Origin of the sequence: Agromyces sp. PvR057 (genome assembly GCF_040547485.1) — a bacterium.
Classification (GTDB): domain Bacteria; phylum Actinomycetota; class Actinomycetes; order Actinomycetales; family Microbacteriaceae; genus Agromyces.
Window position 1 is genome coordinate 1,781,768 of sequence record NZ_JBEPPT010000001.1, and the last position, 12,966, is coordinate 1,794,733.

The following is a 12,966-nucleotide window of genomic DNA, read 5'->3' on the forward strand; positions in this document are numbered from 1 at the left end:
CGCGTCATCGTGACACTGCGAACGATCGAGAGCCTCGGTTCGCTCGCCGGCACGCGCATCGTCGTCCGTTGTGACCTCAACGTTCCTCTCAAGGACGGGGTCATCACGGACGACGGGCGCGTTCGGGCGTCGCTGCCGACACTCACCGCGTTGACCGATCAGGGAGCGCGCGTGATCGTCGTCTCCCACCTCGGCCGGCCCGAAGGCGCCCCCGACGCGAAGTACAGCCTCGCCCCGGTCGCCGCCCGCCTCGGCGAACTCGTCGACGTCCCGGTCGCGTTCGCGACCGACACCGTCGGCGCCGACGCGACCGCCAAGGTCGAGGACCTCGCCGACGGCGAGATCCTCGTGCTCGAGAACCTGCGGTTCAACCCGGGGGAGACCTCGAAGAACGAGGCCGAGCGCACCGCGTTCGCGGGCGAGCTCGCCGCCTTCGCCGACAAGGTCGTTTCCGACGGCTTCGGCGTCGTGCACCGCAAGCAGGCCAGCGTCTTCGAGCTCGAGGAACTCCGCCCGAGCGCGGCCGGCCTGCTCATCGCCACCGAGCTCGACGTGCTCGACCGCCTCACCGAGAATCCCGAGCGCCCGTACGCGGTCGTGCTCGGCGGATCGAAGGTGTCCGACAAGCTCGGCGTCATCGCGCACCTGCTCCCACGGGTCGACACGCTGCTCATCGGCGGCGGCATGCTCTTCACCTTCCTCGCAGCGCAGGGCCACAAGGTCGGCTCGAGCCTGCTCGAGGCCGACCAGATCGAGACCGTGAAGGGCTACCTGGCCGAGGCCGCCGAGCGCGGCGTCTCGATCGTGCTGCCGACGGATGTCGTCGTCGCGGCGTCGTTCTCGGCCGAGTCGGAGCACGTGGTGGCTGCCGCCGACGCCATCGAGGAGACGCCGTTCGGATCATCCGGACTCGGCCTCGACATCGGCCCCGAGACCGCGGCCGCCTTCGCCGAGTACATCCGCTCGTCGAAGACGGTGTTCTGGAACGGCCCGATGGGCGTGTTCGAGCTCGCACCCTTCGCCGCAGGCACCCGCGCCGTGGCGCAGGCGCTCACCGAGGTCGACGGCCTCAGCGTCGTCGGCGGCGGCGACTCGGCAGCCGCGGTCCGACAGCTCGGATTCTCGGACGACCAATTCGGTCACATCTCGACGGGCGGCGGCGCGAGCCTCGAGTTCCTCGAGGGCAAGAAGCTCCCCGGACTGGAGGTCCTCGGATGGTAGGCAAGCGCACCCCGTTCATCGCAGGCAACTGGAAGATGAACCTCGACCACCTGCAGGCGGTCGCGTTCACGCAGAAGCTGGCGTGGTCGCTGAAGGACGCGAAGCACGACCCGGCAGACGCCGAGGTCGCGGTCTTCCCGCCGTTCACCGACATCCGTTCCGTGCAGACGCTCATCGCGGCCGACAACCTGCCCATCGCCTACGGCGCGCAGGATGTCTCGGCTCACGACTCGGGCGCCTACACGGGTGAGATCTCGGGCGCGTTCCTCGCGAAGCTCGAATGCGCGTACGTGATCATCGGCCACTCCGAGCGGCGCACGCTGCACGGCGAGACCGATGCCGACGTCAACGCCAAGGTGCTCGCGGCACACCGCCACGGAATCGTGCCCGTGCTCTGCGTCGGCGAGACGGCAGAAGACCTCGAGGCGCACGGCCCGAGCGCCGTGCCCGTGGCCCAGCTGAAGGCGGCGCTCGAGGGCGTCGACGGCTCGAAGGGCCTCGTCATCGCCTACGAGCCCGTCTGGGCCATCGGATCCGGACAGGCGGCGACCCCGCAGCAGGCCGAGCAGGTCTGCGAGGCGCTCCGCGGCGTGCTGCGCGAACTCTTCGGCGAAGACGTCGCCAGCTCGACGCGCGTGCTCTACGGCGGCTCGGTCAAGGCTGCGAACATCGCGTCGTTCCTGCGCGAGCCGAACGTCGACGGCGCACTCGTCGGCGGCGCGAGCCTCGACATCGACGAGTTCTCGAGCATCGTCCGCTTCAAGAAGCACGTCGGAGCCTGACTCAGGCAGCCGTGGGCCGGAGACGCGTGTCTCCGGCCCACGGCTTTCCGTCCGGCTATACTCGTATATCGGCACAGACCCCCCTGTCGTGCCCGGAAAGGTTCACCGTGGAGATTCTCCAGGTCGTCCTGCAGGTGCTGCTCGGTATCACGAGCCTCCTGCTGACGCTGCTCATCCTGCTGCACAAGGGCCGCGGTGGCGGTCTGTCCGACATGTTCGGCGGTGGCGTCACCTCCAGCCTCGGTGCGTCGGGCGTTGCTGAGCGCAACCTCAACCGGATCACCGTGATCCTGGGCCTCGTCTGGGTGACGTGCATCGTCATCCTCGGCCTGATCACGAAGTTCGACTCGGGAATCTGAGCGCATGGCTTCCGGAAACAGTGCCATCCGCGGATCCCGCGTCGGCGCCGGCCCCATGGGCGAACAGGATCGCGGCTTCCACGCCGACCGCGTCGCCGTGAGCTACTGGGACGCCCAGGGCAACGAGACCGTCCGATACTTCGCCGCGAGCCTGCCCGAAGAGGAGATCCCCGAGACCATCGACAGCCCGTCCACGGGGCTGCCGGCCGGTCGCGACAAGGAGAACCCGCCGTCGGTCTCGAAGCTCGAGCCGTACAAGACGCACCTCGCCTACGTGAAGGAACGCCGCAGCGACGAGGAAGCCGCTGCGCTCCTCGAAGAGGCACTGACGCAGCTCCGTGCGCGTCGCGGACAGGCGCCCAAGGCCTAGCCGCGACCGGGGCATCGGCGGCTCAGCTCGGTCGACGGCGCACCTGATAGCGCAGGTGCAGCACGCGGTTGCCGGGGATCACCACGTCGGCGTCGTCGAGCAGCTGCTGTGCGTCGACTGAGCCGAAGTACCGCTTGCCGGTGCCGAGCACGACGGGCACGACGTCCATGCGCACCTCGTCGACGAGTCCCGCGGCGAGCACCTGACCGCCGACGTCACCAGCGGCGACCTCGATGACGCGGTCGCCCGCGAGCTCCTTGGCCTTCGCCATGGCCGCCTCGATGCCGTCGACGAAATGGAACGGCGCCTCAGGGTCCCAGCCCGGAGGGTTCGGCCGATGCGTCACGACGACCACGTGCGCGACACCGCCTGGAGGTGTTCCGTCCCAGCCGTCGGTCAGGTCGAAGACGTGACGGCCGACGATCGTCACCCCGATCTCGTCCCAGTACGGCCGGGTGTAGTCGTAGGACGTCTGCGTCACCTTCAACGCGCCGCTCTCGTCCAACGGGACGTCACCGCTGAGCAGCCATTCGAACAGGGGTCCTGGTTGGTCGTCGTCGTCCGCGATGAAGCCGTCGACCGACACCGAGCTGTTCATGACCACCTTGCCCACGGCGCTCTCCTCTGTCCTGGGTGGCCCGCACCAAGGAGTCGTGTGCGGAGCGGGCACACCAAGTACACCACTTGGGCGCTCATCGCGTCCCGAGATCCCCGTCGCCGTTCCGGCCCGGACGGCGAAGCGCCGGGAGACAGCGCGGATGCGAAGACGGGGCGAGCCGCATGGCTCGCCCCGTCTTCGTGTGTCTGCTCGGCGTCAGTAGTCGCGCGCGATGAGGCCCTCGGGAACCTCTGCCGCGGCATCCGAGTCCACGAAGAACACGGTGCGACGTCGGCCCTTGATGCCCGCGACGGGCACCTCGTCGCGACTGGCGCCCGCGAGCGCGAGTCCGAGGGCCGACGCCTTGTCGGCACCCGACAGCACGAACCAGATGCGCTGGGAGGCGTTGATCACCGGCCGTGTGAGGCTGAGACGCTCGGGCGGCGGCTTGGGGGAGTTGCGCACGGCGATGACGGATCGATCGGTGACCTGGATGCCGGAGCGATGCGGGAACAACGAGGCGATGTGGCCGTCGGGACCGACGCCGAGGAAGGTGATGTCGAACGCGGGCGCGTCGGCCCCGTCGACACCGTGCGCGGCGAGCTCGGCAGCGAATGCGATCGCCGCCTCGTCGAGCGTCAGGTCTCCGTCGGATGCCGGGAACCGGTGCACGTTCTCGTCGGGCAGGTCGAGGTCGTCGAGCAGCGCACGATCGGCGATCCAGTCGTTGCGCTCCTCGCTGTCGGCCGGAACCCACCGCTCGTCGCCCCACCAGAAGTGCACGCGCGACCAGTCGATGCTCGTGCGGGCGGGGGAGGAGGCGATCGACTCGAGCACCGCGCCGGCCATGGACCCGCCGGTCAGCACGACGTGCGCGAGCGGCTGGTCGTCGAGGATGTCGAGCATCTTCGTGATGAACCGTGCCGCCACCGAGCTCGCCAGCGAACCCTTGTCGGGGTGCACCAGTACGCGGCGTTCATTCGTCATGCGGTGGCTCCCTCGGCCGACGGTTCGCTGAGCAGCGCGAGGCCGCTCCTGATCACCTCACCGTACAGCTCATCGGGGTCGAGTCGGCGGAGTTCGTCAGCGAGGCAGTCGCGGAGCGTGCGGCGCGGCAGTGCCACGTCGTGCAGCGGCTGGCCGGGCTGGCGCAGCGTGGCGACCCCCGGCACGTCGCGGATGAGCTCGATCGGTCCGGTCTCGCGCTGGAGCGTGACGCCGTGGATGCCGTGCGAGCCCTCGGAGACATCCGTCAGCACGAAGTCGGTCGGCGCATCGAGCTGCATGCGGAGCCACGCGGCCAGGAGCGTCGTCGAGGGCGAATCGATCGCACCCGTGACGTGCACCTCGGTGACCGGTGCGTACGGCGGCTGGTCGAGCACCGCGGCCAGCTGGGCGCGCCACAGGGTGAGACGCGTCCACGCGAAGTCGGCATCGCCTGGCGTGTAGCTGTCGACGAGGGCGCGGAGCGCCGCCTGCGGGTCGGGCTGGCTCGAGGCATCCGTGATGCGACGCTGGGCGATGCGACCGAGCGGCGACGTACCCGGCACCGCGGGGGCCGCACCCGGCCACCAGGTCACGACGGGCGCATCGGGCAGCAGGAGCGCCATGACGAGGCTCTCCTCGTCGTGGGCGACGGGGCCGTGCGCGCGCAGCACGATGACCTCGCTCGCGCCAGCGTCGCCGCCGACTCGGATCTCCGCGTCGAGGCGGGGCTCGACGCCGTCGGCCTCATCGGGGTCGACCGAGACCACGATGACGCGCATCGGGTGCTCGCGCGAGGCGTCGTTCGCCGCCTCGATCGCCTCCTCCTCGACGCCGGGCGTCGTGGCGATGACGAGGGTCAGCACGCGTCCGAGCGCGACGACGCCGTTCTCCTCGCGGATCTTGACGAGCGACTTCGAGACCTTGCTGGTGGTGGTGGCGGGCAGGTCGACGATCACGGGCGCCTCCAGGTTCGTCCGTCGCGGGCGAGCAGGGCGTCGGCGGATGCCGGCCCCCACGTGCCGGGGCGGTACTGCTCGGGTTGGCCCTGCGTGGACCAGAACTCCTCGATCGGGTCGAGGATCTTCCAGGAGAGCTCGACCTCCTCTTGGCGGGGGAACAGCGGCGGGTCGCCGAGCAGCACGTCGAGGATGAGCCGCTCGTACGCCTCGGGGCTCGCCTCGGTGAAGGCGTGGCCGTAGCCGAAGTCCATGGTCACGTCGCGCACCTGCATGCCGGCGCCAGGGACCTTCGAGCCGAATCGGATCGTCACGCCCTCGTCGGGCTGTACGCGGATGACGAGCGCGTTCTCGCCGAGCTGCGACGTCTGGCTATCGGCGAAGAGCTGTTGCGGCGCGCGCTTGAAGACCACGGCGATCTCGGTCACGCGGCGCCCGAGGCGCTTGCCCGCCCGCAGGTAGAACGGCACGCCGGCCCAGCGGCGGGTGCCGATGGTCAGCTTCATGGCCGCGTACGTCTCGGTGAGCGACTCAGGGTTCATGCCGTCCTCGTCGAGGAAGCCGATGACCTCCTCGCCGCCCTGCCATCCGCCCGCGTACTGCCCGCGCGCGGTGCCGGTGGCGAGATCCTCCGGCAGTCGCACCGCCGCGAGGATCTTCTCCTTCTCGGCGCGCAGGTCGGCGGCCTCGAAGGAGATCGGCTCCTCCATCGCGGTGAGCGCGAGGAGCTGCAACAGGTGGTTCTGGATGACGTCGCGCGCCGCGCCGATGCCGTCGTAGTACCCTGCACGACCACCGACGCCGATGTCCTCGGCCATGGTGATCTGCACGTGGTCGACGTAGTTCGCATTCCAGATGGGCTCGTAGAGCTGGTTCGCGAAGCGCAGGGCGAGGATGTTCTGAACGGTCTCCTTGCCCAGGTAGTGGTCGATGCGGAACACCGAGTCGGGCGGGAAGACCGAGGCCACGACGTCGTTCAGCTCGCGCGCCGTCTTCAGGTCGGAGCCGAACGGCTTCTCGATGACGACGCGGCGCCACTGGCCGTCCTTCTGCTCGGTGAGCCCGGAGCGCTTGAGCTGCTCCGTCACGAGCGGGAACGACTTCGGCGGGATCGAGAGGTAGAACGCGTGGTTGCCCATCGTTCCGCGCTCGGCGTCGAGGTCGGCGACGACGCCGCGGAGGCGATCGAACGCGGCGTCGTCGTCGAAGTCGCCCTGGACGAAGCGGATGCCTCGGGCGAGCTGCTTCCAGACGTCTTCACGGAACTCGGTGCGGGCGTACTGCCGCACCGAGTCGTGCACGACCTTCTCGAAGTCCTGGTCCTGCCAGTCGCGGCGGGCGAAGCCCACGAGCGCGAATCCGGGAGGGAGCAGGCCTCGGTTTGCGAGGTCGTACACGGCCGGCATCAGCTTCTTGCGCGACAGGTCGCCCGTCACGCCGAAGATGATGAGGCTCGAAGGACCGGCGATGCGATTGAGCCGGTAGTCCTTCGGGGACCGCAGCGGGTTGTGCGCAGCGGAGATGGTTGCCGGAGGCATGTGGACCCTTCCTGGATCAGCCGATGGCGTCGAAGAGCGCCGCGACGTTCGTCGCAGGATCGGTGAGGGTGAGCGTGAGCACCGGGCGACCGTGGTCGGCCAGCACGCTCGAGTCACCCGACGCCTGTGCGGCGATGAGCTGGCCGAAGGTGAACGGGCGCTCGGGGATCGAGAGGTCCTCTGCGACCGCCTGGGTGACCTGGAGGAACACGCCGACGGCGGGGCCGCCCTTGTGGAACTGGCCGGTCGAGTGCAGGAAGCGGGGGCCCCATCCGAAGGTGACCGGACGGCCGGCGCGTGCGGCGAGGCGTGCCCGGAGCTCTTCGAGCTCGGGGTGCGCGACGCGGTCGACGTAGGCCTGCACCGAGAGGTAGCCGTTCTCGGGCAGCTCCTCGAGCAGCACCTCGATCGCGGACTCGAGGTCGCTCGACGCGCCGATGACCTCGGGCGTGCCGCGCACCTCGATGCCGGCGGCGACGAACGCCGCGGGCGTGGGCTCGGGGCGTGCGTCGAGCAGGCCGCGAGCGGCGATCTTCGCGGACTCGACGTCGGGCTGGTCGAAGGGGTTGATGCCGAGCAGCCGACCGGCGACGGCGGTGGCGTACTCCCAGACGAGGAGCTGCGCGCCGAGCGTGCCGGAGACGCGGATCTCGTCGGTGCCGTCGTCGACGAGCTGCTCGAGGCCGGCGTCGCTGACGACGCGCACGACCTGGAGGTCGGCGAGATCGCCGGAGAGCTCGGGAGCGCCCGTCTCGAGGACGACGGGCAGGATGCCGGTGCCCTCCTTGCCCGTCGACTCGGCGATCAGCTGCTCGGCCCAGTCGGCGAACCCGACGATGTGCGTGCCGTCGGCGACGATCGCGAGCTTGTCGCGGCGCGGCGTCGTGGCGGCGATGGCCGCACCGAGCACGAGTCCGGGGTTCTCGGGGGAGTCGACGGCGAGTGCGAGCTCGATGCTCTCGGCCTCGTCGAGGATCTCGGCGATGTCGACGCCCGCGAGTCCGGACGGCACGAGGCCGAACGCGGTGAGCGCGGAGTAGCGCCCGCCGACGTTCGGGTCGGCGTTGAACACGCGGTAGCCCGCGGCACGCGCCGACTCGTCGAGGGGCGAACCGGGATCGGTGACGATCACGATGCGGGAGACGGGGTCGATGCCGGCCTCGGTGAAGGCCTGCTCGTACACGCGACGCTGGCTGTCGGTCTCGACGGTCGATCCGGACTTCGACGAGACGACGAGCGCCGACTCCGCGAGGCGGTCGGCGAGTGCCGCGCGAACCTGGCCGGGCTCGGTGGAGTCGAGCACGGTCAGCTCGACGCCGGCGGTGCGCGTGATGACCTCGGGCGCGAGCGAGGAGCCGCCCATGCCCGCGAGCACGATGTGACGGACGCCCTCGGCGTGGAGCTGCGCGCGCAGTGCCTCGATCTCGGGCACCAGCGGACGGGAGATGGCGACGGCCTCGGTCCACCCGAGGCGCTTCGACGACTCCTCTTCGGCGGCGGGGCCCCAGAGCGAGCCGTCCTGGGCGGTGATGCCGCTCGCGAGCAGCTCGGTCACGAGGCCGGGGACGGTCGACCGGACGGCCTCGGCGGCGGCGCCGCTGACGGCGATGCGGAAGCTCATCGCGCCGACTCCAGCGCGCCCCGGACCGTGTCGAGCAGCTCGTGCCACGAGACGATGAACTTCTCGACGCCCTCGCGCTCGAGGAGTGCCGTCACGTCGTCGTAGGAGACGCCGACCGCGGCGAGGGCGTCGAGCACCTCGGCGGCGGATGCGTAGGCGCCGGTGATGCTGTCGCCCTCGATCACGCCGTGGTCGAAGGTGGCCTCGAGGGTCTTCTCGGGCATGGTGTTCACGACGCCCTGCGCGACGAGTCCGGTCACGTAGAGCGTGTCGGGCAGCGCCGGGTCCTTGACGCCCGTCGACGCCCACAGCGGGCGCTGGCGGTTCGCGCCGGCCTCGAGGAGCGCGGTGGCACGCTCGCCGCCGAACTCCTGCTCGAACAGCTCGTAGGCGAGCTGGGCGTTGGCGACGCCGGCCTTGGACTTGAGGGCGAGCGCCTCGTCGGTGCCGATCGCCTCGAGGCGCTTGTCGATCTCGGTGTCGACGCGCGACACGAAGAACGATGCCACCGAGTGGATGGTCGAGAGGTCGATGCCGGCCTCCTTCGCGATCTCGAGGCCCGCGAGGTAGGCCGCGATGACGGCGCGGTAGCGGTCGAGGCTGAAGATCAGCGTCACGTTCACGCTGATGCCCGCGCCGATCGCGGCCGTGATGGCGTCGAGGCCCTCGACCGTGGCCGGGATCTTGATCATCGCGTTGGGGCGGTCGACCTTGGCCCAGAGCGCCTTCGCCGAGGCGATGGTGCCGTCGGTGTCGTGCGCGAGGTCGGGGGCGACCTCGATCGACACGCGGCCGTCGTAGCCCTTGCTCGCGTCGTAGACCGGGCGGAAGATGTCGGATGCGGCGCGCACGTCGTCGGTCGTGATCTCGAACACGGCGGTGTCGACGTCGGCTCCGGCGGCGGCCAGGGCTGCGACCTGGTCCGCGTACGCGGCGCCGTTCGTGAGCGCCCCGGCGAAGATCGTGGGGTTCGTGGTGACGCCGACGACGTTGCGCTCGGCGATCAGCTTCTCGAGCCCGCCCGAGGCGATGCGCTCGCGCGACAGGTCGTCGAGCCAGATGCTGACGCCTGCGGCGGACAGGTCTGCGGTGGGGGTGGTGGTGCTCATGGTTCTCAGATCTCCTTCGTGTTCGCGTCAGGCCGACGCGAGCGATTCCTTGGCGGCGGCGACGACGGCTTCGGTCGTGATGCCGAACTCGCGGAAGAGCGTCTTGTAGTCGGCGGAGGCGCCGAAGTGCTCGATGGACACGCTGCGACCGCGGTCGCCGACGTAGCGGCCCCAGCTGAGCGCGACACCGGCCTCGACCGAGACGCGGGCGGTGACGGCGGCAGGCAGCACGGACTCGCGGTACGCGGCATCCTGCTCCTCGAACCACTCGAGGCTCGGCGCCGAGACGACGCGCGCCTGGATGCCGTCGGCGGCGAGCTGCTCGCGGGCCGCGACGGCCAGCTGCACCTCGGAGCCGGTCGCGATGAGGATCACGTCGGGCGTGCCCGATGCCGCATCCGCGAGCACGTACGCGCCCTTCGCGACGCCGTCGGTCGAGGCGAACACGTCGCCGGATGCCTCGCCCTCGCCGCGTGCGAACACCGGGATGTTCTGGCGGGTCAGCGCGATGCCGACGGGCGCGTCGCGGCGCTTGAGGATCTCGAGCCACGCGGCGGCCGTCTCGTTCGCGTCGGCGGGGCGCACGACCGTGAAGCCGGGGATCGCGCGGAGCGTCGCGAGCTGCTCGATCGGCTGGTGGGTCGGACCGTCTTCGCCGAGGGCGACGGAGTCGTGCGTCCAGACGAAGATCGAGGGCACCTTCATGAGCGCGGCCAGACGCACCGCGGGGCGCATGTAGTCGCTGAAGATCAGGAACGTGCCGCCGAACGGGCGCGTCTTGCCGTGCAGGACGATGCCGTTGATGATCGCGCCCATGGCGTGCTCGCGGATGCCGAAGTGCAGCACACGGCCGTAGGGGTTGCCCGAGAACTCGTGCGTCGACCACTCGGCCGGGATGAACGAGGCGGCGCCGTTGATGGTCGTGAGGTTCGACTCGGCGAGGTCGGCCGACCCGCCCCAGAACTCGGGAAGCTGCGCGGCGAGCGCGTTGATGACCTTGCCGCTCGCGGCACGTGTGGACACCTCGGTGCCGCCCTCGAACGCGGGCAGCACGTCGGCGATGCCCTCTGGCAGGTCGCCGGCCTCGAGCCGGTCGAGGAGCTGCTTGCGCTCGGGGTTCGCGGCGGCCCATGCGTCGAAGGACACCTGCCACTCGGCCTTGGCCGCGGCGCCGCGCTCGTGCGCACCGCGGGTGTGCTCGATGACGTCTTCGGCGACGACGAAGGTCGCCTCGGGGTCGAAGCCGAGCACCTCCTTCGTCGCGGCGAGCTCGGAGGCGCCGAGCGCCGAGCCGTGGATCTTGCCGGAGTTCTGCTTGCCGGGCGAGGGCCATCCGATGATCGTCTTGAGGATGATGATCGAGGGCTTCGAGGTCTCGCCCTTCGCCGCCTCGATGGCGTCGTTCAGCTCGGCCACGTCTTCGACGTACTGCCCGGTCTTCTTCCAGTCGACGGTCTGCACGTGCCAGCCGTAGGCCTCGTAGCGCTCGGCGACGTTCTCGGTGAAGGCGATGTTCGTGTCGTCCTCGATCGAGATCTGGTTGGAGTCGTAGATCACGACGAGGTTGCCGAGCTGCTGGTGGCCGGCGAGCGAGGACGCCTCGCTCGTGATGCCCTCCTGCAGGTCGCCGTCACCGGCGATCACGTACACGTGGTGGTCGAACGGGCTCGTGCCCGCCGCGGCATCCGGGTCGAACAGGCCGCGCTCGAAGCGCGAGGCGTAGGCGAAGCCGACGGCCGAGGCGAGGCCCTGGCCGAGCGGACCCGTGGTGATCTCGACGCCGTCGGTGTGGCCGTACTCGGGGTGGCCGGGGGTCTTCGAACCCCACGTGCGGAGCGACTTGAGGTCGTCGAGCTCGAGGCCGTCGCCGGCCAGGTAGAGCTGCACGTACTGGGTCAGCGAGCTGTGCCCAGCCGAGAGGATGAAGCGGTCGCGGCCGAGCCACTGGTGGTCGGCGGGGTCGCGGCGCATGACCTTCTGGAACAGCAGGTACGCGGCGGGGGCGAGGCTCATGGCCGTGCCGGGGTGGCCGTTGCCGACCTTCTCGACGGCGTCGGCCGCCAGGATCCGTGCGGTGTCGACAGCGCGATCGTCGATGGTCTCCCAGTTCAGGTGAGTCACGAGTGGAGTGTTCCTTCCGATGGTGAGCGGCCCCGAGATTCTCGGTCGGCCAGGGAAATCGCTGCGGCGACGTTGCCCGCCTGCGCGCACGAGCACACTTCGCGGAAGTGTGTGGGTCGTGAACAACGCGGGGAGGCCCGCATGCTCAAAGTATATGGAAAGGCTCAGTTTCGCGGACGTGACAGTGGGTTCACGGGTTCGAGAACATCGTGTGAGGTCGCGTCGAACGCGGAAACGGCCGGGGCCGGGTCGCGGATGCCGATGACGCCGCATGACATAGAATGCCGTGTGGGCCGCGTCGTGTTCGTCGCGCCCGCGCGGAAGAGGAGCGATGCAGGCAGCAGTTGAGACGCGGCAAGCGACGACCGAGCCGACCCTGAAGCGCAAGCTCGCGGCGTACCTGGCGCTGACGAAGCCGCGCGTGATCGAGCTGCTGCTCGTGGTCACCGCGCCGACGATGATCCTCGCCCAGAACGGCTTGCCGAGCCTCTGGCTCATGGTCGCGACCCTGATCGGCGGCGCCATGAGCGCGGGTTCGGCCGGCGCATTCAACTGCTACATCGACCGCGACATCGATCGCGTCATGAAGCGAACGCAGGGGCGCCCGCTCGTCACGGGCGAGCTTTCCGATCGCGAGGCCCTCGTGTTCGCCTACGGCCTCGGCATCGCGTCCATCGTGTGGCTCGGCGTGTTCACGAACTGGGTCGCCGCGGCGCTCTCGCTCGCCGCGATCCTGCTGTACGTCGTCTTCTACAGCCTGATCCTCAAGCGCCGCACGGCGCAGAACATCGTGTGGGGCGGCATCGCCGGCTGCATGCCCGTGCTCATCGGCTGGGCCGCCGTCACGGGCGACCTGAGCTGGCCGCCGTTCATCCTGTTCCTGATCATCTTCCTGTGGACGCCGCCGCACTACTGGCCGCTCTCGATGAAGTACAAGGACGACTACGCGGCCGCCGGCGTGCCGATGCTCGCGGTCGTGCGCGGTCGCGCCCAGGTCGGCCTGCAGGTCATCCTCTACGCATGGGCGACCGTCGCGTGCTCGCTGCTGCTGATCCCCGTGGCCGGCATGGGCCTGCTCTACTCGAGCGTCGCGCTCGTCACGGGCGTGTGGTTCATCTACGAGACGCACCGCCTGTACAACCTCGCGATCCGCCACGTGCAGGTCTCGCCGATGCGCGTCTTCCACGGCTCGATCGCGTACCTGACGCTCATCTTCCTCGCGGTCGGCATCGATCCGCTGCTGCCGTTCTGATCCGGCTGCGGTCCTGAGGCGGTCGGATGTCCCGGCCGACTGATCCCGTCGA

Annotated in this window: 12 protein-coding genes; 5 read left to right on the plus strand and 7 right to left on the minus strand. The window is 69.9% G+C overall.

What is annotated here, in order from left to right; translation table 11 throughout:
- Positions 1-9: 9 nt before the first annotated feature.
- The 4 genes from ABIC29_RS08080 to ABIC29_RS08095 all read left to right on the plus strand — a co-directional run bounded on the left by ABIC29_RS08080 (position 10) and on the right by ABIC29_RS08095 (position 2,732).
- Positions 10-1,221, plus strand: a complete 1,212-nt coding sequence (locus ABIC29_RS08080) for a phosphoglycerate kinase (RefSeq protein ID WP_354244176.1) — start codon at positions 10-12, stop codon at positions 1,219-1,221.
- The gene (tpiA, locus tag ABIC29_RS08085) at positions 1,215-2,003 is read left to right on the plus strand and encodes a triose-phosphate isomerase (protein ID WP_116081646.1); all 789 of its coding nucleotides are present in this window, start codon (positions 1,215-1,217) and stop codon (positions 2,001-2,003) included. The genes ABIC29_RS08080 and tpiA overlap by 7 nt, the downstream gene beginning before the upstream one ends.
- 107 nt (positions 2,004-2,110) lie before the next feature.
- On the plus strand, positions 2,111-2,362 hold the full coding sequence (gene secG / locus ABIC29_RS08090; RefSeq protein WP_055857657.1) for a preprotein translocase subunit SecG: 252 nt from the start codon (positions 2,111-2,113) through the stop codon (positions 2,360-2,362).
- Positions 2,363-2,366: 4 nt separating this feature from the next.
- A complete protein-coding gene (locus ABIC29_RS08095) occupies positions 2,367-2,732 on the plus strand; it encodes an RNA polymerase-binding protein RbpA (RefSeq protein WP_116081647.1) in 366 nt (121 codons plus the stop codon).
- Between the two features lie 22 nt (positions 2,733-2,754).
- Here the strand turns inward: ABIC29_RS08095 and ABIC29_RS08100 are convergent, their stop codons facing one another.
- From ABIC29_RS08100 to tkt, 7 genes are all read right to left on the minus strand, one after another.
- On the minus strand, positions 2,755-3,345 hold the full coding sequence (locus ABIC29_RS08100; protein WP_354244180.1) for a dihydrofolate reductase family protein: 591 nt from the start codon (positions 3,343-3,345) through the stop codon (positions 2,755-2,757).
- Between the two features lie 201 nt (positions 3,346-3,546).
- Positions 3,547-4,317 (minus strand): 6-phosphogluconolactonase, encoded by a 771-nt coding sequence (gene pgl / locus ABIC29_RS08105; protein ID WP_116081649.1) that lies wholly within the window; start codon positions 4,315-4,317, stop codon positions 3,547-3,549.
- Positions 4,314-5,273 (minus strand): glucose-6-phosphate dehydrogenase assembly protein OpcA, encoded by a 960-nt coding sequence (locus tag ABIC29_RS08110; RefSeq protein ID WP_354244183.1) that lies wholly within the window; start codon positions 5,271-5,273, stop codon positions 4,314-4,316. The genes pgl and ABIC29_RS08110 overlap by 4 nt, the downstream gene beginning before the upstream one ends.
- Positions 5,270-6,811, minus strand: a complete 1,542-nt coding sequence (gene zwf / locus ABIC29_RS08115; RefSeq protein ID WP_055857665.1) for a glucose-6-phosphate dehydrogenase — start codon at positions 6,809-6,811, stop codon at positions 5,270-5,272. The genes ABIC29_RS08110 and zwf overlap by 4 nt, the downstream gene beginning before the upstream one ends.
- A gap of 16 nt (positions 6,812-6,827) precedes the next feature.
- Positions 6,828-8,432, minus strand: a complete 1,605-nt coding sequence (locus ABIC29_RS08120; RefSeq protein ID WP_354244186.1) for a phosphoglucose isomerase-related protein — start codon at positions 8,430-8,432, stop codon at positions 6,828-6,830.
- Positions 8,429-9,541: a transaldolase gene (tal, locus tag ABIC29_RS08125; RefSeq protein ID WP_354244189.1), complete on the minus strand. Its 1,113-nt coding sequence runs from the start codon at positions 9,539-9,541 to the stop codon at positions 8,429-8,431. The genes ABIC29_RS08120 and tal overlap by 4 nt, the downstream gene beginning before the upstream one ends.
- A 27-nt stretch (positions 9,542-9,568) precedes the next feature.
- Complete coding sequence (gene tkt / locus ABIC29_RS08130; protein WP_354244192.1) at positions 9,569-11,662, minus strand: transketolase; 2,094 nt, start codon at positions 11,660-11,662, stop codon at positions 9,569-9,571.
- A 331-nt stretch (positions 11,663-11,993) separates the two neighbouring features.
- On the opposite strand from tkt, the gene ABIC29_RS08135 reads away from it, so the two are divergent.
- A complete protein-coding gene (locus tag ABIC29_RS08135; RefSeq protein ID WP_354244195.1) occupies positions 11,994-12,914 on the plus strand; it encodes a heme o synthase in 921 nt (306 codons plus the stop codon).
- The last annotated feature ends 52 nt before the right edge of the window (positions 12,915-12,966 follow it).

Coding starts and splice junctions, on each gene's coding strand:
- tpiA (WP_116081646.1), top strand. CDS start 1,215: ATGGTAGGCAAGCGCACCCCGTTCATCGCAGGCAACTGGAAGATGAAC.
- ABIC29_RS08095 (WP_116081647.1), top strand. CDS start 2,367: ATGGCTTCCGGAAACAGTGCCATCCGCGGATCCCGCGTCGGCGCCGGC.
- pgl (WP_116081649.1), bottom strand. CDS start 4,317: ATGACGAATGAACGCCGCGTACTGGTGCACCCCGACAAGGGTTCGCTG.
- zwf (WP_055857665.1), bottom strand. CDS start 6,811: ATGCCTCCGGCAACCATCTCCGCTGCGCACAACCCGCTGCGGTCCCCG.
- ABIC29_RS08120 (WP_354244186.1), bottom strand. CDS start 8,432: ATGAGCTTCCGCATCGCCGTCAGCGGCGCCGCCGCCGAGGCCGTCCGG.
- tal (WP_354244189.1), bottom strand. CDS start 9,541: ATGAGCACCACCACCCCCACCGCAGACCTGTCCGCCGCAGGCGTCAGC.
- ABIC29_RS08135 (WP_354244195.1), top strand. CDS start 11,994: ATGCAGGCAGCAGTTGAGACGCGGCAAGCGACGACCGAGCCGACCCTG.